This window comes from Microbacterium sp. P26 (assembly GCF_023712585.1).
In the GTDB taxonomy this organism is placed as follows: domain Bacteria; phylum Actinomycetota; class Actinomycetes; order Actinomycetales; family Microbacteriaceae; genus Microbacterium; species Microbacterium algihabitans_A.
The window spans coordinates 1-24,849 of record NZ_JAMAXZ010000006.1; the positions used below are offsets into that span (position 1 = coordinate 1).

Sequence of the window (24,849 nt, forward strand, 5' to 3'; positions counted from 1 at the left end):
ACACTGCCTCCATCGACTGACCCCCAGCCACCGCCCGCAGAACCGCAGCCCGCTCCTCCCACGCCAACTTCTTCGGCATCCGCAACCTCCCCACGCGAGGGTGTTGCGCTAAGAACTGGAGACCACCTCTCGCTCGGCGACAAGAAATGCCCCCTCACGCGCGGCAGGCCTGTGGAAAGAGGGAGCGGACCGGTGGGCCGGATGAACAGAATGGCGGATGCCGACTCCCCGCTCCCCCGCGTCGCTCGCCCCCTCGTCTGCATTCACGGTCGCAGAGGGGCGGCGCGCCGGGCTCTCGACGACGACGTTGCGCTCGGCTGCCTGGCGGGCGCCCCACCGTGGAACGCGGGTAGCCCCCGAGCACGATGACCGCGCACGGCTGGCAGCGCTCCTTCGTGCCTGCCCCGAAGCCGCGTTCTTCTGCGGCGCGACCGCCGCTGTCCTGCAGGGGCTTCCCCTTCCCCTTCGCGTCGCAGAGAACGCCCGACGGATGCCGGTCATCGGTGTCCCGCACGATCACGCGCGGATCCGCCGCTCGGGCGTCATCGGCCGACGGCTGATCGTCGAGGCGAACGACATCGTCGAGGTCTACGGCATCCGGTGCACGTCCCCTCTGCGTACGTGGGCGGAGCTGGCGGAAACGCTGCCGGTTCCGCATCTGACAGCGGTATCCGACTTCCTCATCGCGCGCCGGATGCCGCTGGCGACGCGTGACCAGCTGGAGCAGACGCACCGACGGTTCCTCGGCGGTCGAGGGTCGAAGGCGAGACGCCTCGCGATCGATCTCGCGAACGAGGGCTCGGAGTCACCCCGTGAGTCCGAGCTGCGGGTGCTCCTCGTGATGGCGGGCCTTCCCGAGCCGGAGTGCAACGTCGAGATCTACGACGGGCCTCGGTTCGTGGCGCGAGTCGATCTGCTCTACCGGGATAAGCGGACCGTCCTCGAGTATGACGGCGACCATCACCGCGACCCGCAGCAGTGGAGCCGGGATCAGCGCCGACGCGCGGAACTCGAATCCCTCGGATACCGGTACACGAGCGTGACCGCCCGAGACTTCGACGACCCCACTGCCCTGCTTGCGCGGATCCGGCGCTTCCTCGCCCTGGGGCGTGCACCCGCCGAGCTGGCCCCGCCAGCGCGTGCGTGAGGGGTCAAGAACTGTCGCCTCGCTCGCTCGCAGGCGACACAAAATGACCCCTCACGCGAGGAAGGGCGGGCCTACAGCTCGACGTTCACCAGAACCGGCTCGGGCTGCAGCAGCAGGCCGAACTCCGCCTGCACGCGACTCTGCACGAAGCGGGCGAGCTCGGCGATCTCGGCCGCGGTCGCCTCTCCGCGATTGGTCAGGGCGAGCGTGTGCTTGGTCGAGAGTCCGGCGCGCGAGCGCGGGAAGCGGAAGCCGCGCGACAGACCGGCGTTCTCGATGAGCCAGGCCGCGCTCACCTTGACCTGCCGCGACACCACGGGGGGCGGGGGCAGGATGCCGTCGAAGGCGGCGAGCGGAATGACCGTCACCGGATCGAGCACCGGCGTCAGGGGCCACTTCGGGCACTCGGCCGGGAGGGTGCGGGCGAAGGCCTCCGAGACGATCGCGTTCTGGAAGAACGAGCCCGCGCTCCAGGTGTCGGGATCTTCGGCGTCGAGCACCATGCCCTTGCGGGCGCGGGTGGCGAGCACGTGCTCGCGGATCCACCGCAGCGACACCGCCTGACCCGGTTCGAGACCGAGCGCTCCGCGCAGCTGGTCACCCGCGATCGGTCGCTCCTCGGCACCGACGCGCTCGAGCTCCAGCGTCACCGACACGATGACCCCCGGCCGCTCGGGCTCCGACCCGTAGTGGTGCTTGAGCACCGAGGTGCGGAAGCCGAGTCCGAGATCGGATGCCGAGACGGTCGAGACCTCGCCCGTGGTGGCATCCAGCAATTCGACCTCGACGAGGGTCTGCACGATCTCCTGGCCGTAGGCTCCGACGTTCTGCACGGGGGCGGCGCCGACGGTGCCGGGGATGCCCGACATCGCCTCGATGCCGGCGAACCCGCGCGCCACCGTTTCAGCGACCAAGGCGTCCCAGTCGTGCCCGGCCTGCACGCGCAGCCGCACCGTGCCCTCGTGCGAGCCCGGCAGCTCTTCGATACCCGAGGTGCGGATGCGCACGACGGTGCCCTCGAACGGCTCGTCGCCGACGAACAGGTTCGAGCCGCCGCCGAGCACGAACCACGGCTCACCCTCGGCCCACACCTCGCGCAGCGTCGCGACGAGTTCGTCGGCCGACCGCGCCTCGATCAGGCGCGCGGGCGCACCACCGGTTCGCAGCGTGGTGAGCTGCGCGAGCGGAACGGATTCGACGGCGGGCATCAACCGAGCCGCACCCGCACCTGCGCCTTGCCGAGCACCGTCGTCTCGGCGAACGTGACGGTCAGGTCGATGCGGGCGGTCTCGTCGTCGACGGCTCCGACCTTCGCGCTGACGTGCAGGTCGGCCCCGGTCTCGGGGTCGACGACCACCGGGCGGGTGAAGCGCACGCCGTACTCGACGATGCGCCCGCTGTCGCCCAGGGTCTCGGCCAGGGTGCCGACGGCGATGCCCATCGTGAGCATGCCGTGAGCGAGCACGCCGGGGAGCCCGACGGCCGCGGCGACGTCGTCGCGGTAGTGGATGGGGTTGAAGTCGCCCGAGGCGCCGGCGTACCGCACGAGCGACTCACGGGTGAGGTGGACGGAGCGTTCGGCGACGACCTCGCCGACGGTGAACGGGCTCATGCGCCGGCCTCTCCCGCGAGCAGGACGCTCGTCGTCGTGACGACGTGGGCGCCGTCGGCATCCACGATCTCGGCCTCGCTCGTGATCATCGCGTTGCCGCCCATGGTGCGGATGCCGGTGACCGAGAGCGTCGCGACGAGCTCGTCGCCCGCGACGATGGGCCGCGTGTAGCGGAACCGCTGCTCGGCGTGCACGAGGCGCGACAGCTCGATACCGGAGTCGGGGTCGCCGAGCAGCTGCTGCAGCGTGAGGTCTTGCACGACCATCGCGAAGGTCGGCGGGGCCACCACATCGGCGTATCCCAGGGCGCGCGCGGCCTCAGGGTCGGTGTGCTGCGGGGCGTCGGCGAAGACGGCGCGGGCGAACTCGCGCACCTTCTCTCGGCCGACCAGGTAGGGGGCGGTCGGCGCGAAGGCACGACCGGCGAGTTCGGGGTTCACGGGCACCCGCTCAGTCTATCGAGCGGGTTCGCGCCGCCGCGGTGGGTCAGCGCTGGTGGCGCCCGCGCACGGCCTTGACCGCCATCTGCGAGGCGATGAAGACGAGGAAGAGAGCGAACAGCACGTTGCCCACGAACGGATCGACGAACTTCGCGATGAGGGCTCCCACCGGGGTGGTGAGGCACGCCGCGACGCCGATGAACAGGGCTGCGCGGACGTCGACGTTCGAGCGGCGCAGGTTGCCGACCGTGCCCGAGATCGCCGTGGGGATCATCATGAGCAGCGACGTGCCCTTGGCGATGAGGTCGCTCGTGCCGAACAGCAGCAGCAGAGCGGGGACGACGATGATGCCGCCTCCGACGCCGAGCAGACCCGCCAGGGTTCCGGTGATGACACCCAGCAGCGCGAGGCCCGGTCCGGTGATCCACGTGAGCTCGAGTTCCGCGTCGCGCGAGGGGATCACGAAGAACAGACTCACCATCACCACGACGAGGAACGCCACGAACGCCCAGCGCAGGGCGGTCTGCGACAGCTTGGGAAGCAGCCACGTGCCGATCTGGGCGCCGACCACGGCGAAGGCGGCCAGGATCAGCGCGGGGAGCCACGCGACGTGCCCGTCGATGGCGTAGGTGATGACACCGACGGATGCCGTGGGGACGATGGCCGCCAGCGAGGTTCCGGCTCCGAGCCGCTGATCGAAGCCGAGCAGCAGCACGAGCAGGGGCACGATGACCGTGCCGCCGCCCACGCCGAACAGTCCGGACATGAGACCGGCGAGGAGTCCGACGCCGATGCAGACGAGATACAGGCGGGCGGAGCGCGTGGGGCGGGTCTCGGAGATCACGCCGACAAGTCTTCCACCGTCCGGGCGGAGCGCGGACGCGGCGCATGCCGACGCGATGACTCCCCCAGAAAACGAAAGCGGCCCCCGGTGGTCCGAAGCCGCGTCCACCGGGGGCTGTCGCCCTCACAGGTCAAGCAGGACGGTGACCCGAACACCGGACTGCGACCACTCGCGTGAGGGTGCGACAGGAATGACGATATGACCCGCGGCATCCGCGTCCCGACCCATTGACTTGAATATCTAGGACTGCTAGTTATTTAGGTCACTGAAGGTTTGGTACCGCTCCCGGGAATGAGCCACCGGATGCCGCGGTTCCCCCCTGCATGACGACTGTAGGAATCATCGGAGCAGGCAACATCGGTTCGGCCCTGGCGAAGGGCTTCGCGGGTCTCGGTTACGACGTGGTCATCGCCAATTCACGGGGCCCCGAGACGCTGAGCGACCTCGTCGCCTCGGTGGGTGAGCGCGCCCGCGCGGCCACGGCACAGGAGGCCGCGGAGGCCGGTGACATCGTCGTGGTGACGGTGCCGCTGAAGGCGATCGACGCCGTGCCCGTCGCCCCGCTCGCGGGCAAGACGGTGCTCGACACGAACAACTACTACTTCGAGCGCGACGGCCACATCGCCGAGCTCGACGAGAAGAAGACCACCACCTCGCAGATGCTACAGGAGCACCTGCCCGAATCGACCGTGGTGAAGGCCTTCAACCACATCCCCGCCGCCGACATCACGACCGACGGCTCCCCCGCCGGCACCGAGAACCGTCGCGCCCTGGCCACCTCGAGCGACTCCGACGAGGCTGTCGCCCTGGTCACGCGCATCTACGACGAGTTCGGCTTCGACACCGTCAACGTCGGCCCGCTGAGCGAGAGCTGGCGCGTCGAGCGCGACCAGCCCGCCTATGTCGTGCGCCAGAACCGCGACGAGCTCGAGAAGAACCTGGCCCGCGCCGAGCGCTGACCCGCACCCCTCAGGCAGACGGACGAACCCGGCCCCCGCTTCCGCGGGAGGCCGGGTTCGTCGTATCGGGACGCGGGGGCGTCAGAGCGCGGCGAGCGCCTGATCTACGTCGGCGACCAGGTCGTCGACCGACTCGATGCCGACCGACAGGCGCACGATGGTCTCGGGCACCGCGAGCTCCGTACCGCGGACGGAGGCGTGCGTCATGGCATCCGGGTAGTTCACGAGCGACTCCACGCCACCGAGCGACTCGGCGAGAGTGAACAGGCGGGTCGACTCCGCGAAGCGGCGGGCCGCCGCACCGTCCGCCAGCTCGAGCGACACGATCCCGCCGAACCCGCTCATCTGCCGTGCCGCCAGCTCGTGACCGGGGTGCGAGGGCAGGCCCGGGTAGTACACCTTCGCGACGCGGTCGTGGGCGAGCAGGTGCTCGGCCACCGCCTGCGCGTTCGAGCCGTGCCGCTGCATGCGCACCGCGAGGGTCTTGATGCCGCGCGTGGTCAGGTAGGCGTCGAACGGCCCCGACACCGCGCCCGCGGCGAACTGCAGAAACTTCACCTTCTCGGCGAGGTCGGCGTCGGCGAACGCCAGCGCGCCTCCCACGACGTCGCTGTGGCCGCCCAGGTACTTCGTCGCCGAGTGCACGACGACGTCGGCACCGAGAGACAGCGGCCGCTGCAGAGCCGGCGAGGCGAAGGTGTTGTCCACCACGACGAGGGCGCCCGCCGCGTGGCCGAGGGCGGCGAGGCCGGCGATGTCAGTGATGCGCAGCATCGGGTTGCTCGGCGTCTCGACCCAGACCATGCGCGGCGCGCGCTCCTCGATGGCGGATGCCACGGCATCCAGATCGCTCATGTCGACCACGCGCAGCTTGACGCCCCAGGGCCCGAGCACCCGGGCGAGCAGGCGATAGGTGCCGCCGTACACGTCGTTGCCGAGCAGCACCTCGTCGCCGGGCACGAGGGCGGCGCGCAGCAGCGCGTCTTCACCGGCCAGGCCCGAGGCGAACGACAGAGCGCGCGCCCCACCCTCGAGAGCCGCGATCTGCGTCTCGAGAGCCGTCCGGGTCGGGTTGCCGCTGCGGCCGTACTCGTACCCGCCGCGAAGGCCGCCGATGCCGTCCTGGGCGTAGGTCGTCGAGACGTGGATCGGCGGGATGACCGCGCCGGTGGCCTCATCGGGCTCTTGACCGGCGTGGACGGCGAGGCTGTCGAAACCGCGGGCGGCGTCGTGGGTGCTCATGCGGAGTGCTCCTGGGTGGGGGTGGGAAGAACGGATGCCGCGGCGGACACGTCGTAGCCGCGCGCGGTCATCCAGTCGTCGTCGAAGATCTTGCTGAGGTAGCCGCGGCCGTGATCGGGCAGGACCACGACGACCACGGCCTCCGCCGGCAGCTCCCGCGCGACGCGCAGCGCGCCGACGACGGCCATGCCGCTGGAGCCGCCGACGAGCAGCCCCTCCTCACGGGCGAGGCGGCGGGTCATCGCGAACGACTCCGCGTCGGAGACGCGCTCGTAGCCGTCGACGAGGGTCGGGTCGAACGCCGCCGGCCAGAAGTCCTCGCCGACGCCCTCGACGTCGTAGCCGTGGATGTCGTCGCCCGAGTAGATCGAGCCCTCGGGGTCGACCCCGACGATGCGCACGGCCGAGCCGGCGACCTCGCGGAGGTACCGGCCGGTGCCGGTGATCGTGCCGCCCGTGCCGACGCCGGCGACGAAGTGCGTGAGCCGGCCCTCGGTGTCGCGCCAGATCTCGGGACCGGTGGTCTCGTAGTGGCTGCGCGGGCCGTTCGGGTTGGCGTACTGGTTGGGCTTGAAGGCCCCGGGGATCTCGCGCACCAGGCGGTCGGACACGCTGTAGTACGAGTTCGGGTCGTGGGGCTCGACGTTCGTGGGGGTCACCACGACCTCCGCGCCGTAGGCCCGCAGCACCGCGCGCTTGTCTTCGGCGACCTTGTCGGGCACGACGAAGACGCAGCGGTACCCGCGCTGCTGCGCGACGAGGGCGAGACCGACGCCCGTGTTGCCGCTGGTGGGCTCGACGATCACGCCGCCCGGCTGCAGCAGGCCGTCACGCTCCGCGGCATCGACGATGTTCGCGGCGATGCGGTCTTTGGCGGATCCGCCGGGGTTGAAGTACTCGATCTTCGCGAGCACCGTGGCGGCGATGCCATCGGTGACGCGCGAGAGGCGGACGAGGGGGGTGTTGCCGACGAGGTCGGCGACGCTCTGGGCGTAACGCACGGTGGAGTCCTGTGGGATCGGTGCGCCGGGGCGGCGCGGCTGACGGGGTCGTCGAAAGAGAACGCGAGGGCGTTCAGCGACAACAGCGACAGGTCAGCACGCGGTCAGCATACCCGAGCGCGCGGTTCATGACACGGCGCCGAGAAACTCGTCGAAACTCTGCGCCGGCCGCCCCGTCACCGTCGCGACATCGGACGACACCGCCGCGAGATCTCCGCTCGCGATCGCGGTGTAGGTGCTGACCCATGCGTCGACCTGCCAGCGCGGCGCGCCATAGCCCGCGCGCGAGGCGTAGGCCTCGTCGACGGTCTCGTCGTGGAAGCGCACGGGGTTGCCGCGGACGGCCGAGATCTTCTCGGCCACCTCGGCGAGGGTCAGCGCCTCGGGGCCGGTGAGGTCGTACGAGGTGTCGGCATGGGCGGCCGGGTCGAGGAGCACCGACACCGCGGTCGCGGCGACGTCGGAGCGCGAGACGAGCGAGCAGCGTCCCTCGCCGGCGGGGCCGCGGATCACGCCGTCGTCGCCGGCGAAGAGCTCCATCATGTCCATGTAGAAGTTGTCGCGCAGGAACGTCCACGACATCCCCGACGCCCGGATGATCTCCTCCGTGGCGGCGTGGTCGCGCCCGAGGGTGAACACCGCGTCGGGCGCCGCCGCGAGGAACGAGGTGTAGACGATCGAGCGCACCCCTGCCGAGGCGGCGGCCTCGACGAAGGTGCGGTGGTGCTCCACGCGGCCGGCCGTCTCCGACGCCGACACCATGAAGAGCGTCTCGACCCCCTCGAGGGCCGCGCGCGCGGCATCCGCATCGGAGTAGCGGGCGACGCGCACCTCGGCGTCGGGCAGGTCGGGAGCGCGCGTCGCGTCGCGCACGATCAGACGCTGACGGATGCCGCGGGCGGCGAGGTCGCGCGCGACCCGCCCTCCGACGGAGCCGGTGGAACCGGTGACGGCGATGACGGGCGGCGTGGACATGCGGCCTCCGGGGACGAGGGGACGGTGATCCCAGCGTAAGCCGCCCTGCCCCGGTCGGGCCCGGATCCGCTCAGGAGGCGGGAGCGACCAGTCGCGACACGCGCACGCGCACCGACGAGGGCACGTCGTCTCCCCCGGCGGCGCGGGCCGCGGCAGCCACCGACGCCGCGACCTCCGCCGCGTCGTCGTCGAGCGACACGCCGATGCACACGGTGATCGCCCGCGCTCCGCCGGCCTCGTCGACCGCGGCGAGCGACCCTTCGACGTCGGTGACGTGCTCGAAGGCTCGAGCCACGACGGGGCGCGCGGAATAGCACTCGCGCACGCCCTGCACCGCCGTCACCGCCAGGTCGATGCGCGGAGCGAGTTCCGCGGCGCTGATGCTGGTCATCACTCTTCCCCCTCGTCGATGTGCACGTCGCCGACGGTGACGTCCACTCGTCCGACCCGCAGGTCGCCCTGCCTGTCGATGGCCGAACGGATGCCGTCGCGCATCTCGTCGACGGCCTCGGTCATCGCGCGACCGAAGCGCACGCTCACCGTGACGGTCACGTCGAGCGGCGCGTCGGGCTCGGGCTGGTCGAGGCGCACGCGTCCGACCAGCAGTCCCTCGATACGGTCGCCGACCGTGCGGATGAGCTCGTAGAGCGCACCCTCCGTCACGACCAGTTCGGTTCCGTCGTCGGTGCGCGCCAGGGGGATGTCGCGGCCGGCTCGAAATTCGCGCATGACCTCGCGCATGATGCTGTCGTACCAGGACTCGGCGATCGGCTCGCTCGCCTGTTCGTCGATGATCTCGCGCGACAGTCGTCCCATGCGCTCCATCGACGCCAGAATCGCCTGGCACTCGGCATTGCGCTCGATCGCGGGGATGCGGGGGGTGCGTCCGCGGTCGAGATACGCGGAGAGGTCTTCGAGGGAGTAGCCCGACCCCCCGATGTCGTCGTCGTGCTCGCTCATCCGGGTCACCTCCACTCCTGCATTCGTTCCAACACGGTCTTGCGGGCCCGAGCCAGTCGACCGCGCACGGTCGCCGCGGATTCTCCGACCTCGACGGCGATCTCGTCGTAGCTGTGGCCGCCGACCTCGCGCAGAACCCACACCACGCGAAGGTCTTCGGGGAGCTCGGCCAGCACCTTCTTCAACGCATCCATCTGCGACGACGCCACGACCGAACGCTCCGGGTCGTCGCGACCGGACACCATCTCCTCGTCGATCTCCTCCGAGATCTTCCGGGAGCGCAGACGATCGGTCGCTTTGCGCGACACGATCGTCGTGAGCCAGCTTCGCACCTTCTCGGGTTCGGTGAGGTCGGGCAGACGCCGCCACGCCGTGATCAGGGCCTCCTGCACGCAGTCATCGGCGTCGGCGCGCGAGCCGGTCAAGCGCGTGGCGAAGGCCACCAGAAAGGGAGCGTGCCTTCGCACCAGCACGCCGAACGCGAGGTGGTCGCCATCGGCCGCGCGCGATGCGAGGAACGCATCGGTGGCGGAGGACAGAGAGGGCATTGCGGTTCCTGTCGGCGCGGGTTCGGAATCGGGCCGTGGGCATAGCGAAACACCCCGGGCCGAAAGGGGGCGGACATCTTGACGAACGCCTCACGACGTGGCAAGAGGACGAGGCCGTCCGTCAACCCGCGGAGCGATGTCGGAGGACGCCGCTATCGTCAGCGCCACCCCACGATCCCCGAAGGACTCCCATGCGCATCGCCCTCACCGGTTCATCCGGCAAGCTCGGCACCGTCGTCGCCCGCGAACTGCGCGCGGCCGGTCACGACGTCATCGGCCTCGACGTGCGCGGCGAGCGCGGCCCCGGCTTCGTCCAGGTCGAGCTCACCGACTACGGCCAGGTGATCGACGCCCTCGCCGGCGTGAACGACCAGCACGACGGTTTCGACGCGCTCGTGCACCTCGGCGCGATCCCGGCCCCCGGCATCCGCTCCGACATCGCGACCTTCCACAACAACATGACGAGCACCTTCAACGTGTTCTGGGCGGCCGTGCGACTCGGCATCCGCAAGATCGTCTACGCCTCCAGCGAGACGGTGCTCGGTCTGCCGTTCGACGCACCGCCGCCGTACATCCCCGTCGACGAGGAGTATCCGCCGCGCCCCGAGTCGGTGTACTCGCTGGTCAAGACGCTCGAAGAGCGCATGGCGGTCGAGCTGGTGCGCTGGCACCCCGACCTCTCGATCACGGCGTTGCGCTTCTCGAACGTCATGGTGCCCGAGGACTACGCCGAGTTCCCGTTCGACGACGACGCCCGCACGCGCAAGTGGAACCTGTGGGGCTACATCGACGCCCGCGACGGCGCCCAGGCGATCGAGCGTGCGCTCGAGACCGCGCCCGCCGGGTTCGACACCTTCATCATCGCGGCGGCCGACACCGTCATGACCCGGTCGAACGCCGATCTCGTGGCCGAAGTGTTCCCCGACGTCGAGACGCGCGGCGACCTCGACGACACCCGCACGCTGCTGTCGATCGACAAGGCCCGACGGCTGCTCGGCTACGACCCGCAGCACTCGTGGAGGGACGAACGATGAGCGAGCACGCCTCTGACGAGCCCGTCATCCCGTTGCCGACCGCCCAAGAGAAGGAAGTCAGTTTCCTCGCCCGCAGCGGAGCGGTGGTGACCCTCCGCCTCATCGACACGGGCCGATTCGAGCTCAAGCTCGACACCCGCGGCGACTACACCGCCGAGCTGCGCCACGACGGTGAGACGTTCGAGGTGATCCCCGCGCCCGGCGTCCACGCGCTGGGCGGAAAGGGCCTCACCGCGACCGAGCTGTACGAGGGGTTCTGAGGCGGCGCGCAAGCCCGCACGCGCCGAAGCCCTCGAGCGATTGACTGGGGTCCTCGACCCGCCCGGAGGATCACCGTGAACCACGACGCCGACACCTACGACATCGCCGTGATCGGAGCAGGACCCGCGGGCACCGCGGCCGCCCTGCGCGCCGCCGAGCTCGGCGCCTCGGTGGTGGTGCTCGAGGCCGGACGCGTCGGCGGCACCTGCGTCAACACCGGCTGCGTTCCGACGCGCGTGCTCGCCAAGGCCGCGCGGCTGATGCGCGAGACGCGCTCCGCCGACGACTACGGCATCGTCGTGAACGAACCGCGCATCGATTGGGCCGCCGTCGTGAATCGCGTCCACGAGCGGGTGGATGCCGTGCGCTCCATCAAGCGCGAGGCCGAGCGTTTCGCCGCAGCCGGTGTCGACCTGGTGCACGAAGGTCGCGCGCGCTTCGCGGACGATCACACCCTGGTCCTCGACAGCGGACGCCGGATCCGGGCGGAGTCGATCCTGGTGTGCGTCGGCGGTCACTCGCGGCGTCTGCCGATCGCCGGTGCCGAGCTGGCGACCGTGCCCGAAGACGTCCTGTCGCTCACCGCGCTCCCCCGCCGCGTCGCCGTCATCGGCGCCGGCAACACCGGAGCGCAGCTGGTGACCGTGTTCCGTTCGTTCGGGTCGGAGGTCACCCTGCTCGACGTCGCGCCGCGTGTGCTCATGGCATCCGACGCCCGCATCTCCGAGGTCATCGCGTCGTCGTTCCGCGCGAACGGTGTCGACGTGCGCACCGGCATCGACACGGTCGACAGCCTCGAGAAGTCCCCCGACGGAGCCATCACGCTCGCGTGGAGAGAAGACGGTGACACCCGCACGACCGAGGTCGACGCGGTCATCATGGCCACCGGCTGGCCCGCCGATGTCGAAGACCTCGGCCTCGAGAACGCCGGGGTCGAGGTCGTGCGCTCGGCGATCCCCGTCGACCGGTACTTCCGCACGATGGTCCCGCACATCCTCGCCGTCGGCGACGCCAACGGACGCGACATGCTCGTGCAGGCCGCGCAGTTCGAGGGCGAGGCGGCGGCCGAGAACGCCGTGCTCGGGGCGAACAGGCGAACCCCGCACCACCTGCTGCCCGCCGGTGGGTTCACCGACCCCGACTACGCGGGCGTCGGCCTCACCGAGGAGCAGGCGCGCGACCGGGACCCCTCGTGCGTGGTCGCGACCGTGCGCTTCGCCGACCTCGACCGGGCCGTGATCGACGACCGCGAGAACGGCTTCCTCATGCTCATCGCCGACCGCCGGCGCGAGCTCGTGCTCGGCGCCCACGCGGTGGGCGAGAACGCGGTCGAGGTCATCCAGTCGGTGACCACGGCGATGGCCGCGGGAATCGATGTGGCGACCCTCGCGGGGGTGCGCTTCGCGTATCCGACCTACAGCGCGGTCATCGGCAACGCGGCGCGTGCGCTTCTGCACGCGGACTCCCCCGCCCTCCTGGAGTGACACACTGACATCGTGAGCATCGCCGATTCCGCCACGACCTCGAGCGCTCCCGCGCGCCGCGGGCGGCCCGGCTACGACCGCGAGGGCCTGCTGGCGGTCGCCGTGCAGCTGTTCAACGAGCAGGGTTACGACGCCACGAGCGTGGCCGACCTCGCCAAGCGTCTCGGACTGACCAAGTCGGCGCTGTACCACCACTTCTCGTCGAAGGAGGAGCTACTCGCGGTCGCGCTCGAGGCGGCCCTGGGCGGACTCGAGGCCGTGCTCGACGAGCCCGGCGCGCGCGAGGGCGCGGCATCCGACCGCCTGCGTCACGTGCTCACCGGCGCGACAGACGTACTGGTGGCGCAGCTGCCCGCCGTCACGCTGCTGCTGCGGGTGCGCGGCAACAGCGCCGTGGAGCAGGCCGCGCTCGAGCGGCGGCGCGTCTTCGACCACCGCGTCACCGGCCTCGTCGCCGAAGCCCAGGACGAGGGCAGCGTGCGCGACGACGTCGACGCCGCCGTCGCCGCACGCCTGCTGTTCGGCATGATCAACTCGGTCGTCGAGTGGTACCGCCCCGGGGGCAGCGTCGACGGCGACCGCCTCGGGGCCGACATCGTGCGCATCGCGCTCGACGGCCTGCGCACCGCCTGACCCGGCGCCCCCGCATCGCGCGTGGTCCCACGACGCGAAGAAGGGGCCCCGCGCGGTGCGCAGGGGCCCCTCCTCGGCATCCGGGATCACGCCCGCAGATCGACGCCCTTCGGCTCCGTGATGAGCGAGACCGCGCCGAGCGAGATGAGCGCGGCGACCGCGATGTAGACGCCGATCGTCCACGAGGCACCGGTCGAGCGCAGCAGGGCCTCGGCGATCATCGGGGCGAAGGCTCCGCCCATGATCGCGCCGAGCGCGTAGCCGATCGAGACGCCCGAGTATCGCACGTTCGCGGGGAACATCTCGGCGTACAGCGCGGCCTGCGGTCCGTACGACAGGCCGAGGCCGAGCGTCATCACGAACAGCGCGACGAAGTACCAGACGATGTTCGCGGTGTCGATGAGGAACCACATCGGCACGGCCCACACGGCCAGCAGCAGGTAGCCGAGCTGGAAGGTGCGCACGCGACCGAGGCGGTCCGAGAGCCGGCCGCCCCACAGGGTGAAGCCGAGCCAGCCGAAGGATGCCAGAGTCGTGGCCAGCAGCACGGTGGGGCGATCCATGCCCAACGCCGTGACGGAGTAGGTCGCGAAGAACGCGATGAGCAGGTAGCCCGCGGCGTTGTTGCCGATGAAGACGAACGCCGTCAGGGCGACCTGGCGCCAGTTCTTGCGGAACAGCTGACCGAGAGGGGCCGACGACTCCTTGCGGCGGCGCACGAGGTCTTCGAACACGGGGCTCTCCTCCACCGCGCGGCGGATGACGTATCCGACGACGATGAGCACGATCGAGAAGAGGAACGGTACGCGCCAGCCCCACGCGAGGAAGGCCTCGGCCGACATCGACGAGGTGAGGATCCACAGCGTCGCGGTGGCGAGGATCATGCCGACCGGAACACCGATCTGCGGGTACGCGCCGAAGTAGCCGCGGCGGTTGACCGGGGCGTGCTCGACCGAGAGCAGGGCCGCGCCGCCCCACTCGCCACCGGCCGAGAAGCCCTGCAGCACGCGCAGGAGGATGAGCAGGATGGGGGCGGCCACCCCGATCGCGGCGTAGGTCGGCAGCACGCCGATGAGGGCCGTCGACACGCCCATCATGATGAGCGTGAGCACGAGCATCTTCTTACGGCCGAGACGGTCGCCGAGCCGGCCGGCCACGACGGCACCGAGCGGGCGGAAGAGGAACGAGATGCCGATCGTCGCGAACGACAGCACCTGCGCGATGGCCGGATCGGTCTGGGCGAGGGGGGCGAGGAACAGCGGCGCGAGCACGAGGCCCGCCGCCTGGGCGTAGATGAAGAAGTCGTACCACTCGATCGAGGTGCCCACGAGGGTGCCGGCGAGAACGCGCCGTTCCTCTCGCGAGAGGGCTGCGGTGGCACGGGTGGATGCCGGGGCTTGGGTGGTGGCCATGAGAACTCCGTCGTTCTGTGGTCAGGGCGGTGGATCTCGATCGAATCTGTTACCGACCGAGCGTTCAGTAATAGTGTCAGAGCCGGACGCGCTCGACAAGAGCGCGAGAGCCGGACGCGCTCGACAAGAGCGCACGAACCGGCCGCGCGCGAGCGCGGCGGAAGGAGTGACCATGCCGGTGTGGAGCATCGTCCCCGGAGCCCTCGACGAGCGCCTCGGCATCACGGTCACCGAGCAGTCGGCCGATCGGGTGGTGGCCTCGATGCCGGTGGAGGGCAACACGCAGTCGCTCGGGCGCCTGCACGGCGGGGCGACCGCCGCCCTCGCCGAGGCCGTCGGCTCGTGGGCGGCCATGATCCACGCGTCGGGCTACGACAAGGTCTGCGTCGGGGTCGACCTCAACATCACGCACCACCGCGGCGCACGTGACGGGCGGATCCACGCCGTCGCCACGGCGGCGCACCGGGGTCGACGTCTCGCGACCTACGACGTCCACGTCACCGACGACGACGGCAGGCCGATCGCGACGGCGCGCATCACGAACCTGCTCGTCGACCCGGACGCGCAGGGCTAGCCGAACGACGCAATCCGCGACGCCTGGCGCGGGGAGAGACACCGCGACTCTGACATCCTGGATCGCATGACGGGTATCCGAGGGGTTGCGCCACCCCCATGCGGCGCAACCCCTCGCCCGTCGTCGTCAGACCCGAACATCGGACGACGGGCGTGCGGGTGCCCTCTCGAAGCCGGAGACGGCACCCACCCCCACCAGTGCTGTGTCACCCCCGCCGCATTCCTTACACCGGGGTCGAAAAGTTTTTTCCGCGGGCCTGCCGTAAGGTTCGCCGCCCTGGCGACACAGCCCGGGTACGAGCACGAGGAAAGACGGCGGTGACGGACGACGCGGGATTCGTGGCGCTCTTCCGTGAGCATTACAACGCGGTCAGACGTTTCATCGAGCGACGCGTGTCGGATCGCGAGGCCGCCGACGACCTGACGATGGAGTGCTTCGAGATCGCGTGGCGCAAGCGCGATCCGCGAGAGCCGTTCGGGTTGCCGTGGCTGTACCGCACGGCACGCAACCTCATCGCGAACGAGTACCGACGACGAGACAGGGAGGGGGCACTGTGGACGCACATCGAAGACCAGGTGCGCACGCTCTCGAGTTCGTCGGAGGGCGAGATGATCGAACGCCTGGTCGATGCGATACGCCAGCTCTCCGAACGCGAGCGCGAGATCCTCTGGCTCACGTACTGGGAGGAACTCTCGGCGGCCGAGGTGGGGATCGTCGTCGGCGCCAGCGCGGGGACCGTCTGGACCCGGTTGAACCGCGTGCGGGCGAAACTCCGCCCCCTGCTCGAGGGGACCGCCGTCTCCGCGGAGGAGGTGTTCGATGACCGACGATGATCTGACCCGGGCCATGCGGCGCCTCGATCCGGCGCTCACCCCCCTCGACGCCCCGATCCCGCTCGACGCCGAACGTCGCGCCCGCGCCTTCGCCTCGTCCGCACAGAAGACGCGGCGTCGACCGGCCCTCGTGACGTGGGGCTCCGCCGCCGCGGTCGTCGTGCTCGCGCTGGCGATCGTGACCGGAGTCCTGTGGATGCCGAGTTCCCCGGCATCCGCCCTCACTCCCCAACCCCTGGCGTTCACCGTGATCTCCGACGACGCCTCTCAGGTGATCGCGCAGGCGCGGCAACGCCTGACCGACGGCACCGGACCCGCCGAGCCCGAGCGCCGTTCGCTCTCTCTCGGCTGGTACTTCAGCGGATCGCCCGACGCGGCCGAAGCGACGGTGTTCCGCCGCGAGTGGGTCGACGTCCGGTGGAACGCCGACCTGTCCGGGTCGGTCGTGACGACCGCCGCCGAGGCGACGAACGCGGCGGGCGACACGGTCCCGGCCGGAGAACCGACGCCCGGCACCGTCGTGGGCGATCTGACCTTCGTGCAGAACCAGTTCGCGCCCCTCTCCCCCACGCCACCCGAGCCGACGGTCGACGCCATGAGGGCCCTGGTGCTCACCTCGACGGGCGCCGGAGACCAGTTGACGGCGGGCGATGCGATGCTCGGGGCACGTGCCCTGCTCGGCGAATGGACGCTCACCGGTCCGCAGCAGGCCGCCTTGCTCGAGGTCGTCGCCCAGGCCCCCGGGCTCCGCGTGGTCGGAACGGCCTTCGACCGCCTCGGCCGCCCGGTCGTCGGTCTCGCCGCGGTGCCGTCGGGGCTGACCACGTCGGAGTCGACCCTGTTGCTGTCGGCCGACACGGGGCGCATCGTCGGGTTCGAATCGGCGCTCCTCACCGACAGCGAGACCCTGAAGCTGCCCGCGGGGTCGATCACCGATTACACCCTCTGGGATGTCCTCGACAGGAAGGCGGACACCGAATGACCAGCACCGACCAGCTGCACCCCGACATCGCCGCGGCCCTCCGGGAGATCCCGGGTGGCGTCGTCATCGACTCCCATCACGCCGAATGGCCCGAGCTGGGCATGACCATGGACGTCCCCTCCGGCACCGAGCGGGCGGTCGGAAGCTGCGCCGACGGCAACGTCTGCGCCTTCAGCGGATCGAGCCTGTCGGGCACGCGCGTGTCGTTCTCGACGTGCGGCACCTACTCCCCCGGCATCACGGTGCGCTCGATCGCCGACGCGCGATCTTCCGGTTACGTCCAGGCGCGTTCGTCGTCGGGCGCGGTGCTGGCCACAGCGATCGCCACCTCGTGGGCGAACGTCTCGGGAACCGTCGCGACGCTGAAGTGCGTGCCCTGAGCGCAGCTCACCGCCAGGGACGCTCCGACCGCCGGCGCCAGTAGTCGTCGGGATCGGTCGCGAGCTCGTCCGGGGCCGCGACGGGGCGCGCCTGCACCCCGCGGCGCAGGTGCGCGGCCGTCGTCGCTCCGCTGAGCACGATGTCGGCCCAGGGCTGCGCCCGTGCGGCGCCGAGGGCGATCACGTCGGGCGAGATCCCGGATGCCAGGCGGTCGAGGCGGCTGCCGGGCTCGGCGCGCGCGAGCTCGCCGTTGGCGAGAGCCTCTTTCACCACCACCGTCCAGCCGGCGTCGTGGACCGTCTGCAGCGCGGGCGCGACCGCGGTCTCGAGCAGGTTCCACGTCGACTGCACCACCGAGAACGGGTGCGCATCGATCGCGAGGGCGGCGCGGATCACCTCGCCCTGGTGCGGCCCGCTCGTCGACAGGCCGACGCGGACGCCGCGGTCACGCAGGGCGCGCAGCCGGTCGAGCAGGACGGCATCCGACAGCGCGGAACTGTCGGGGGTGACCGAGTGGATGAGATAGAGGTCCGGGGCAGAGCCGAGCGCCGCGAGCGTCTCGGGCCACTGCCGGTCGAACATGGCGACCGAGTGCTCTTTGCGCTCGTGCACCGCGGCATCCATCCGCCAATCGCCGACGTAGGCGTAGCCCCACTTCGAACCGATCGTCAGCGCGGCGCGACGCTCCGGATGCCGTGCGAGCCACGACCCGAGGAACTCCTCGGCGTACCCGTACGAACGGGCCGCGTCGACGTAGCGGATGCCGAGACCCCACGCCTCGTCGAGCAGAACGTGCCCGCGGTCGCGCATCGCGTCGATCGAACGGGAGGCCGGGTCGCCCAGATCCGCGTCACGGGCCGTGGTGATGGAGGCGGGGCGGCCGACGGCGGCGAGGCCGAGACCGAGGCGGGCGACGTGCATGCTCCGACGCTAGCGGCGGGGAACACGACACGACAGCGCGCGGTTGCACCCGCCATGACCTCGCGCGACCCGTACGCCGACGACCGGCAGCCCATCTGCCCGTCGTGCGGGGTGACGATGCATCCGCTGCTCGACGAGCAGATCACCGCCGACGAGTGCCGCGAGTGCGGGTTCCAGGTCGACTGGGCGGCGCCGGATGCCGCGCGGTCCGACGACGATCGCGGCTACCGGGACCGCTGGGCCGACGAGAGCTGAGGGGCGCTCCTCACCGCCCGGCTGTCTGAGGCACCAGGTCGAACTCGGCGTCCAGCGCCGCGATCTCCGCCTCGGCCGCGGCGACCGCCTGCGCGCGCTCGGCGGCGGGAAGCCACGACGCCTCGATCGAGGCGACGGCCATGCGGCGCACCTGGTCGGCGGTGGCGCCGATCTGCTCCGAGACGATGCGGTACTCGGATGCCAGCGTGGTGGGGAACATGCCGGGGTCGTCGGAGCACGGGATGACGTTGAGACCCGCGTCGAGCATCGCCGAGATCGACGCGCGCCGCCACGGCCGCCACGACCGGCGCGAGGTGGTCGAGGCGACGGTGAAGGCGACCTGCTGGTCGCGCAGACGCGCGACGACGTCGTCGTCTTCGAGCACGTAGTAGCCGTGGTCGATGCGGTCGCAGCCCAGCTCGTCGAGACACGTGATCGTGTTGACGGCAGTGGGCGCGTGCTCCGACGAGTGGGCCGTGCGGCCGAGGCCCGCCTCACCCGCGAGCCGGTACGCGTCGACGAAGCGCTCGGGGGGACCTGCGGTCTCGAGGTTGTCGAGGCCGATGCCGGCGACGTAGGGGTGCGGGTTGTCGACGACGCGGCGCACGACCTCGAGGGCTTCGTCACCGCTGCGACTGCGGTCGATGCCCTGGATCATGAGTCCCGTCATGCCGAAGTCGCGCTCGGCACGGCGGATGCCCTCGGCGTAGGCCTCGACCGCGCCCGTGTAGCCGAGCGAGGCGAGATGCGGCGGGAGCGCATCGAAGAAGAGCTCGAGGTGACGGGTACCGCTGAGGCGGTGGGCGTCTTCGAAGGCCTCGTAGACGATGCGGGTCAGATCGTCGGCGTCGCGCAGCACCTCGACCACCCAGTTCGACACCTGGAACAGCGAGTACGACACCGCCGGCTCATAGGCGATGCGCTCCTGGGGGACGGGGATGCGCGTGTGGCGGTAGAGGGCGGGATCCGGCGGCAGCGAGTTGATGTCGGCGAAGATGCGCTCGGGGTCGGCGGGCAGGGCGAGCGACTCCCGTCGCGCCAGCTCGGCGAACGTCGCGGGGCGCACCGTGCCGATGAGGTGGCAGTGCAGATCGGCCTTGGGGAGGCGGTGGAGGTACGCGGCGGGGAGGGGCTGTGCGGTCATGGTGGAGCCGTTCGTGCGTGGTGGAGCAGAGGGGCACCCGGCCACCGAGCGGGGGGAACTCGGTGGCCGGGCGGTCGGCCGTCCGGCGTGGGGCACGGACGACCGGTCGGGGGCGGTCAGCGCGAGGTGACCTCACGGGCGAAGCGTTCGACCCACTGACCGCGGTTGGGGAGGATCTCTGCCGGGTCGAGCGTCGAGTAGCCGGCGGCGACCGGGTCGGCGGCGATGTCGCCGACGACGGCGGTGATCTCGGCGGGGATCTCGGCGTCGAGGGCGACGGGCAGGTCGCCGACGATCTTGGCCGACTGGCTCTGGGCCTCGGTGGAGAGCAGGTAGTCGACGAAGGCGTAGGCGCCCTCGATGTTCGGTGCCCCCGCGGGGATCATCGCGCGGTTGGTCGCCATGTAGCGACCCTCGGTCGGCGCGGTCCACGCGACCGGCTCGCCCGAGGCGATCAGCGTGGTCGCGAACCCGCTGAGCGCGTCGGCGGCGACGATCTCGCCCTGCGTGAGCAGGTTTGTCACCTCGGTCGACGACGAGTAGAACTGCAGGATGCCGGGAGCCCAGCCGCCGATGGTCGAGTAGGCCGTGTCGATGTCGAACGGTCCGCTGCCGAACGCGTCGGCGACACCCGAGACGGCGAGCTGACCGGCGGTGACGGAGATGTCGGGGAACGCGAGGCGACCGCTCAGGGCGGGATCGGCGTACAGCGACCAGTCGGCGGCCTGCGCCGCGGTGACCTCGCCGGTGTTGTAGATCGTGCCGTTGAGCTGGTAGCTGTACGCGGGGCCGTCGAAGCCCTCCTCGACGGCGAAGTCGGCGATGTTCGCCAGGTTGGGCACGTTCGACTCGTCGAACGACTGGAACAGGTCCTTCTCCTGCCCGGATGCCGCGAACGTGTCGGAGATGAGCATCACGTCGATGCCGGGGTCTCCGGCGGCCAGCTGCAGCTGCGACAGACGGTCGGCGTTGCTGCCGGTCTCGACGTCGACCTTGATGCCGGTCTTCTCGGTGAACGGGTCGATGACGGCCTTCTGGAACTCCTCGACGCCGAACGGGAAGGTACTGACGACGATCGTGTCGCTCGCCGCGGCGTCTCCGCCACCGGAGGAGCCGGAGCATCCCGTGGCGATGAGCGCCGTGGCGACGAAGACGGACGAGGCCGCGAGGATGCGGCGGGGGGTGCGGTTCATGCGTGTCCTCTCGAACGGCGGGCGGGGCCGGCCGACGTGTGCGGTGGGGCGGGGCGGGTGGAGCAGGCAGGGGAAGCGCGCGGGTCAGGCCGCGAGCCGGATGAGTCGGGCGGCGGGCGCCGAGACGGTGACGTTCTGGCCCGGGCGGGCCGTGACGTCTTCGTCGCGGACATCGGCGACCAGGCGGACCGTCTCTCCGGCGCGGTCGACGGTCTCGACGGTGACGAGGCGATCGACGCCGCGGTACGCCACGTCGGTGACGACGCCGTCGATCGAGAGTCCGGATGCCGCCGACGCGCCGAGCGTCAGGTGCTCGGGCCGCACGGTGGTCAGCGACCCGTCGGCATCCGTCACGAAGTTCTCGTACCCCAGGAACTCGGCGACGAACCGGTTGGCCGGAGCGCCGAACACCTCGGAGGGAGCCCCCTCCTGCATGATGCGGCCGGCGCGCATGAGCACCATGCGGTCGGACATCTCGAGGGCCTCGTCCTGATCGTGGGTGACGAGAACGACGGTGAGTCCGGTCTCGGCCTGGATGCGGCGGATCTCGGCGCGCATCTGCACGCGCAGGCGGGCGTCGAGGTTCGACAGGGGCTCATCGAGCAGCAGCAGGGTCGGGCGGATGGCGATCGCGCGGGCGAGGGCGACACGCTGCTGCTGCCCGCCCGAGAGCTTCTTGGGCCGGCTCGCGGCGAGGTGCCCGAGGCCCACGAGGTCGAGAGCCTCGGCGACCCGGCGCTTGCGCTCGGCCGGGGCCACCTTGCGCAGCTTCAGCCCGTAGCCGACGTTCTCGGCCACGCTCATGTGCGGGAAGAGCGCGTACGACTGGAACACCATGCCGAGGCCGCGCTTCTCGGGAGGCAGGCGCGTGGCATCCGTTCCCGCGATCATGATGCGCCCGGAGGTGGGCTGCGTGTAGCCGGCGAGCATGCGCAGCGACGTGGTCTTGCCGCACCCGCTCGGGCCGAGCAGCGTCGTGAGCTTGCCCGTGGGGATGGCGAGGTCGATGTCGTCGACGGCGGTGAACTCGCCGAAGCGCTGGGTGACCCCGACGAATTCTGCTGCAGTGGTCATCGGTTGATCCCTCCGAAGATGCGGGCGAAGCCGACCGTGCGTTCGGCGATGACGGCCACGACGACCGTGCCCGCGAGGATGATGGTGCTGGTCGCCGCGACCATGGGGTCGTAGCTCTGCTGCACGTAGTCGAGCATCGTGACCGGGAGCGTGCGGAAGTCGCGGCTCTGGAGCAGCAGCGACAGCGGCACGTTGTTGAACGAGGTGACGAAGCTCAGCAGGCCGGCGGAGAAGATGCCGGGGCGCAGCAGCGGCAGGGTCACGGTGAAGAAGGTGCGCACCGGCGAGGCACCGAGGCCGCGGGCGGCCTCTTCGACACCGGGGTCGGCGAGCGCGAGCGAGGCACCCGTCACGCGCACCGCGTACGGGAGCATCAGCACCGTGTGACCGATCAGCAGCACGGGGAAGTTGTCGAGGCGCAGGCCGATGATCAGCTGCTGGTAGAGCGCCAGACCGACGACCAGCTCGGGCACGATCAGCGGCGAGAGGAAGAGCCCCTCGACGATGCCCTTGCCGGGAAGACGGCCGCGGTGGATCGCCAGGGTCACCGGCACGCCGATCACCAGCGCGAACAGCGTGGCGAGCAGGGCGAGCTCGAGGCTCGACACCAGGGCCGACAGGAACGGGTCGTACGAGAAGGCGGCCTCGAACCAGCGCAGCGAGAAACCCTCGGGCGGGAACTTCAGCGAGCGACCGGCGGTGAACGCGGTGGCGACCACGAAGAGGATCGGCACGATCATGACGATGTAGCCGGCGACGGCGAGCGAGGCCGCGACAGGACGCGAGGTCTTCACGAGGTGGCCCCCCGTCGTCCGACGAAGGCCGAGACCCCTGAAACCGCGAAGACCAGGACGGTCATGATGATCGCGGTGGCGCTGGCGGCGGCCCAGTCGATGCTGACGCTCGAGTAGGAGTACAGCTGGGTCGACAGCATGCGCTGGCTCGACCCGCCCAGAAGGTACGGCGTCGTGTAGGCGGTGACGCTCCCGGCGAAGACCAGGGTCGCCGCCACCACCATGCCGGGGGCCGACAGCGGCACGACGATCCCCCAGAAGGTGCGCGTGCGTCCGGCGCCGAGTCCGCGGGCGGCGTCGTCGAGGCCCGGGTCGACCTGGGCGACGGCGGAGTAGCACGAGATCACCGCGAGCGGGAGGAAGAGCTGCGTGAGGCCGAGCACGATCGCCAGCTCCGTGTAGAGCAGCTGGGGCGCCTTCTCGACGAGCCCAAGCCCGACGAGCAGTTGCCCGACCGCGCCGTTCGAGCCCAGCAGCACGAGCCACCCGAAGGTGCGCACGACGTTGCTGAGCAGCAGGGGGAAGATCGCGAGCGCCAGCAGCACGCCCGCCCAGCGGGAGGCCGAGCGGGCGAGCAGGTAGGCGATCGGGAAACCGAGCACGATGCAGACGATCGTGACGATGAGTCCGAGCCCGACGGTGCGTCCGATGATGGCGAGGTCGTAGGGGTCGGTCAGCATGCGGCCGAGGCGCTCGAAGATGTCGAGCGCGCTGACTCCGGGAGGCGCGAAGAGCATCGCCACCGACGGGATGAGGAACCCCACCAGCAGCAGCGCCAGCCCCGGCAGGGCGAGCAGTCCGGTGCGGCGTGACAGCACGGGCGGACTCCGTTCGTGAGGGGGTTTGCAACCGGTTGCGCAACCGGTTGTTACCACCGTAGGGCGCTCGCGAGCCGAAATGCGACCCGGCGTGTAAACAGCGTGTAAAACGCCGCCCCACCCGCAACGCAACCGGTTGTGAGCCCTCAGTAGGATGATCGGACTGTGCGCGAGCCTCGCGTCAGCGGAAGGGGGCTTCGTGACGACGCTCGCCGATGTCGCCGCTCTGGCGGGCGTGGCCAAGTCGACGGCATCCCGCGCGCTCGGGCGCCCCGACCTCGTGGCCCCCGAGACGGTCGCGCGCGTGCGCGCCGCAGCGGTCGAGCTCGGATTCGTGCCGAACCGCGCGGCCAGCCATCTCGCGCGAGGCAACAGCGGCATCGTCGCCCTGGTCGTGCCCACGCTCGACAACGCCTTCTTCACGCCCATCATCGCCGGGGCACAGGTCCGCGCTCGGGCCTCCGACCTGCAGCTCACCGTCGCCGTGCACCCGCTCGACGACGCCGACGACGTCGTCGACCTCGGTCGACTCATGCGCCAGGTCGACGGCTGCATCCTCGTCGCCCCGCGCGCGAGCGACGAGGTCGTGCACGAGGTCGCAGCCTTCGGTCCGACCGTGCTCGTCGATCGCGAGGTCGCGGGCCTGACCTCGCTCGTCGCCGACACCGCGCGCGCCTTCGCCGACCTCAGCGAGCGCTTCGTGGCGTCGGGGCACCGCGCCATCGCCTACCTGGGCGGACCGGTGGGGTCGTGGCAGGACGCCCAGCGCAGCGCGGCCATCGCCGATGCCGTGGGCGACCGCGCCACCTTGACCCGCCTCGGTCCGTTCCCGGCGACCTTCGCCGCGGGCGTGGGTGCCGCTGACTCCGTCATCGCCTCGAACGCCACCGCCGTCGTCCCGTACGCCACCTCGCTCGGTCTCGGGCTCGTGTTCGCCCTTCGCGCCCGCGGTATCTCGTCGCCGGGTGAGATCGTCGTCAGCGCCGAACGGCTGGTCGCCGAAGCCATCGGCGCAGACGAGGTGCCCGCGATCGACGTCGACGGCGACGAGCTGGGTCGCGAGGCCATGTCGGCCTTGGTCGACATGCTCGCGTCGGGCCTCGACACCGGTGCGCGCCGCCGCCTCGACGTCGCCGTGCACTGGCCCGAGACGACGCCGGTCGTGTGACGCACACACGCGATCTGCGCGCGTGAACACGCTCTCCACGCGTTTCCGCTCGCGGATCGCGGTGATGAGTGTGTCTACGGGCCGATCGCGCCCACAACGAGACCCGCCCGGCCGAGGCACCGGCGCACGAGGCGCCGGGCTCGACCGGGCGGGTCGGAAT

At 70.9% G+C, this 24,849-nt stretch carries 29 protein-coding genes; 12 read left to right on the forward strand and 17 right to left on the reverse strand.

All coding sequences use genetic code 11. The features are described from left to right. Positions 1-490: 490 nt before the first annotated feature. A complete protein-coding gene (locus M3667_RS11895; protein WP_251508251.1) occupies positions 491-1,147 on the forward strand; it encodes an endonuclease domain-containing protein in 657 nt (218 codons plus the stop codon). A 71-nt stretch (positions 1,148-1,218) separates the two neighbouring features. On the opposite strand, the gene M3667_RS11900 is transcribed toward M3667_RS11895, so the two are convergent. From M3667_RS11900 to M3667_RS11915, 4 genes are read right to left on the reverse strand one after another with little or no spacing between them, the layout of a single operon-like run. Then, entirely contained in the window at positions 1,219-2,355 is a 1,137-nt protein-coding gene (locus M3667_RS11900) for a UDP-N-acetylmuramate dehydrogenase (RefSeq protein WP_251508253.1), read from the reverse strand. Beyond that, positions 2,355-2,759, reverse strand: coding sequence for a MaoC/PaaZ C-terminal domain-containing protein (locus M3667_RS11905; RefSeq protein WP_251508255.1), 405 nt, complete (start codon positions 2,757-2,759; stop codon positions 2,355-2,357). Before M3667_RS11905 ends, M3667_RS11900 begins: the two co-directional genes overlap by 1 nt. Continuing rightward, positions 2,756-3,205 carry a MaoC family dehydratase N-terminal domain-containing protein gene (locus tag M3667_RS11910; protein WP_251508257.1) on the reverse strand — a complete coding sequence of 150 codons (450 nt, stop codon included), beginning with the start codon at positions 3,203-3,205 and terminating at the stop codon, positions 2,756-2,758. Before M3667_RS11910 ends, M3667_RS11905 begins: the two co-directional genes overlap by 4 nt. 40 nt (positions 3,206-3,245) lie before the next feature. After that, the gene (locus M3667_RS11915) at positions 3,246-4,100 is read right to left on the reverse strand and encodes a sulfite exporter TauE/SafE family protein (protein ID WP_308196461.1); all 855 of its coding nucleotides are present in this window, start codon (positions 4,098-4,100) and stop codon (positions 3,246-3,248) included. 266 nt (positions 4,101-4,366) lie between these two features. Between M3667_RS11915 and M3667_RS11920 the strand changes: the two genes are divergently transcribed. Next, entirely contained in the window at positions 4,367-5,002 is a 636-nt protein-coding gene (locus tag M3667_RS11920; protein ID WP_251508260.1) for an NADPH-dependent F420 reductase, read from the forward strand. 81 nt (positions 5,003-5,083) lie between these two features. Here the strand turns inward: M3667_RS11920 and M3667_RS11925 are convergent, their stop codons facing one another. The 6 genes from M3667_RS11925 to M3667_RS11950 form a co-directional block, all read right to left on the reverse strand. Continuing rightward, the gene (locus M3667_RS11925) at positions 5,084-6,244 is read right to left on the reverse strand and encodes a cystathionine gamma-synthase (RefSeq protein ID WP_251508262.1); all 1,161 of its coding nucleotides are present in this window, start codon (positions 6,242-6,244) and stop codon (positions 5,084-5,086) included. Beyond that, a complete protein-coding gene (locus tag M3667_RS11930) occupies positions 6,241-7,245 on the reverse strand; it encodes a pyridoxal-phosphate dependent enzyme (protein WP_251508264.1) in 1,005 nt (334 codons plus the stop codon). The genes M3667_RS11925 and M3667_RS11930 overlap by 4 nt, the downstream gene beginning before the upstream one ends. Positions 7,246-7,371: 126 nt before the next feature. Further along, positions 7,372-8,220: an SDR family oxidoreductase gene (locus M3667_RS11935; protein WP_251508267.1), complete on the reverse strand. Its 849-nt coding sequence runs from the start codon at positions 8,218-8,220 to the stop codon at positions 7,372-7,374. Positions 8,221-8,290: 70 nt separating this feature from the next. Next, positions 8,291-8,611 carry a hypothetical protein gene (locus tag M3667_RS11940; protein WP_251508269.1) on the reverse strand — a complete coding sequence of 107 codons (321 nt, stop codon included), beginning with the start codon at positions 8,609-8,611 and terminating at the stop codon, positions 8,291-8,293. After that, entirely contained in the window at positions 8,611-9,180 is a 570-nt protein-coding gene (locus M3667_RS11945; protein WP_251508272.1) for an Asp23/Gls24 family envelope stress response protein, read from the reverse strand. The genes M3667_RS11940 and M3667_RS11945 overlap by 1 nt, the downstream gene beginning before the upstream one ends. A 5-nt stretch (positions 9,181-9,185) precedes the next feature. Beyond that, positions 9,186-9,728, reverse strand: a complete 543-nt coding sequence (locus M3667_RS11950) for an RNA polymerase sigma factor (RefSeq protein ID WP_251508274.1) — start codon at positions 9,726-9,728, stop codon at positions 9,186-9,188. A gap of 191 nt (positions 9,729-9,919) precedes the next feature. Between M3667_RS11950 and M3667_RS11955 the strand changes: the two genes are divergently transcribed. The 4 genes from M3667_RS11955 to M3667_RS11970 all read left to right on the forward strand — a co-directional run bounded on the left by M3667_RS11955 (position 9,920) and on the right by M3667_RS11970 (position 13,140). Next, positions 9,920-10,762, forward strand: coding sequence for an NAD(P)-dependent oxidoreductase (locus tag M3667_RS11955; RefSeq protein ID WP_251508277.1), 843 nt, complete (start codon positions 9,920-9,922; stop codon positions 10,760-10,762). Continuing rightward, positions 10,759-11,022: a hypothetical protein gene (locus tag M3667_RS11960; protein WP_251508279.1), complete on the forward strand. Its 264-nt coding sequence runs from the start codon at positions 10,759-10,761 to the stop codon at positions 11,020-11,022. Before M3667_RS11955 ends, M3667_RS11960 begins: the two co-directional genes overlap by 4 nt. A 75-nt stretch (positions 11,023-11,097) precedes the next feature. After that, entirely contained in the window at positions 11,098-12,507 is a 1,410-nt protein-coding gene (locus M3667_RS11965) for an NAD(P)/FAD-dependent oxidoreductase (protein ID WP_251508281.1), read from the forward strand. 12 nt (positions 12,508-12,519) lie between these two features. After that, positions 12,520-13,140, forward strand: a complete 621-nt coding sequence (locus tag M3667_RS11970; protein ID WP_251508283.1) for a TetR/AcrR family transcriptional regulator — start codon at positions 12,520-12,522, stop codon at positions 13,138-13,140. 86 nt (positions 13,141-13,226) lie between these two features. On the opposite strand, the gene M3667_RS11975 is transcribed toward M3667_RS11970, so the two are convergent. Next, positions 13,227-14,552 (reverse strand): MFS transporter, encoded by a 1,326-nt coding sequence (locus tag M3667_RS11975; protein WP_251508286.1) that lies wholly within the window; start codon positions 14,550-14,552, stop codon positions 13,227-13,229. 172 nt (positions 14,553-14,724) lie between these two features. Here M3667_RS11975 and M3667_RS11980 point away from each other — a divergent pair, with 172 nt between their 5' ends. The 4 genes from M3667_RS11980 to M3667_RS11995 all read left to right on the forward strand — a co-directional run bounded on the left by M3667_RS11980 (position 14,725) and on the right by M3667_RS11995 (position 17,321). Further along, the gene (locus tag M3667_RS11980; protein WP_251508288.1) at positions 14,725-15,126 is read left to right on the forward strand and encodes a PaaI family thioesterase; all 402 of its coding nucleotides are present in this window, start codon (positions 14,725-14,727) and stop codon (positions 15,124-15,126) included. A gap of 317 nt (positions 15,127-15,443) precedes the next feature. After that, complete coding sequence (locus M3667_RS11985; protein ID WP_251508290.1) at positions 15,444-15,959, forward strand: sigma-70 family RNA polymerase sigma factor; 516 nt, start codon at positions 15,444-15,446, stop codon at positions 15,957-15,959. Beyond that, positions 15,946-16,941 (forward strand): hypothetical protein, encoded by a 996-nt coding sequence (locus M3667_RS11990; RefSeq protein ID WP_251508292.1) that lies wholly within the window; start codon positions 15,946-15,948, stop codon positions 16,939-16,941. The genes M3667_RS11985 and M3667_RS11990 overlap by 14 nt, the downstream gene beginning before the upstream one ends. Next, on the forward strand, positions 16,938-17,321 hold the full coding sequence (locus M3667_RS11995; protein ID WP_251508294.1) for a hypothetical protein: 384 nt from the start codon (positions 16,938-16,940) through the stop codon (positions 17,319-17,321). The genes M3667_RS11990 and M3667_RS11995 overlap by 4 nt, the downstream gene beginning before the upstream one ends. 7 nt (positions 17,322-17,328) lie before the next feature. Here M3667_RS11995 and M3667_RS12000 read toward each other — a convergent pair whose 3' ends face one another. Further along, positions 17,329-18,243: an aldo/keto reductase gene (locus tag M3667_RS12000; RefSeq protein WP_251508296.1), complete on the reverse strand. Its 915-nt coding sequence runs from the start codon at positions 18,241-18,243 to the stop codon at positions 17,329-17,331. Between the two features lie 54 nt (positions 18,244-18,297). Between M3667_RS12000 and M3667_RS12005 the strand changes: the two genes are divergently transcribed. Further along, on the forward strand, positions 18,298-18,498 hold the full coding sequence (locus M3667_RS12005; RefSeq protein WP_251508299.1) for a zf-TFIIB domain-containing protein: 201 nt from the start codon (positions 18,298-18,300) through the stop codon (positions 18,496-18,498). Between the two features lie 10 nt (positions 18,499-18,508). Here M3667_RS12005 and M3667_RS12010 read toward each other — a convergent pair whose 3' ends face one another. The 5 genes from M3667_RS12010 to M3667_RS12030 form a co-directional block, all read right to left on the reverse strand. Further along, positions 18,509-19,642 (reverse strand): hypothetical protein, encoded by a 1,134-nt coding sequence (locus tag M3667_RS12010; protein WP_251508301.1) that lies wholly within the window; start codon positions 19,640-19,642, stop codon positions 18,509-18,511. 116 nt (positions 19,643-19,758) lie between these two features. Beyond that, positions 19,759-20,835, reverse strand: coding sequence for a PotD/PotF family extracellular solute-binding protein (locus tag M3667_RS12015; RefSeq protein WP_251508303.1), 1,077 nt, complete (start codon positions 20,833-20,835; stop codon positions 19,759-19,761). Positions 20,836-20,919: 84 nt separating this feature from the next. Next, positions 20,920-21,909 (reverse strand): ABC transporter ATP-binding protein, encoded by a 990-nt coding sequence (locus tag M3667_RS12020; protein WP_251508305.1) that lies wholly within the window; start codon positions 21,907-21,909, stop codon positions 20,920-20,922. Next, a complete protein-coding gene (locus tag M3667_RS12025) occupies positions 21,906-22,703 on the reverse strand; it encodes an ABC transporter permease (RefSeq protein WP_251508308.1) in 798 nt (265 codons plus the stop codon). The genes M3667_RS12020 and M3667_RS12025 overlap by 4 nt, the downstream gene beginning before the upstream one ends. Continuing rightward, complete coding sequence (locus M3667_RS12030; RefSeq protein WP_251508310.1) at positions 22,700-23,521, reverse strand: ABC transporter permease; 822 nt, start codon at positions 23,519-23,521, stop codon at positions 22,700-22,702. The genes M3667_RS12025 and M3667_RS12030 overlap by 4 nt, the downstream gene beginning before the upstream one ends. Before the next feature lie 199 nt (positions 23,522-23,720). Here M3667_RS12030 and M3667_RS12035 point away from each other — a divergent pair, with 199 nt between their 5' ends. Next, positions 23,721-24,689 (forward strand): LacI family DNA-binding transcriptional regulator, encoded by a 969-nt coding sequence (locus tag M3667_RS12035; protein ID WP_251508311.1) that lies wholly within the window; start codon positions 23,721-23,723, stop codon positions 24,687-24,689. The last annotated feature ends 160 nt before the right edge of the window (positions 24,690-24,849 follow it).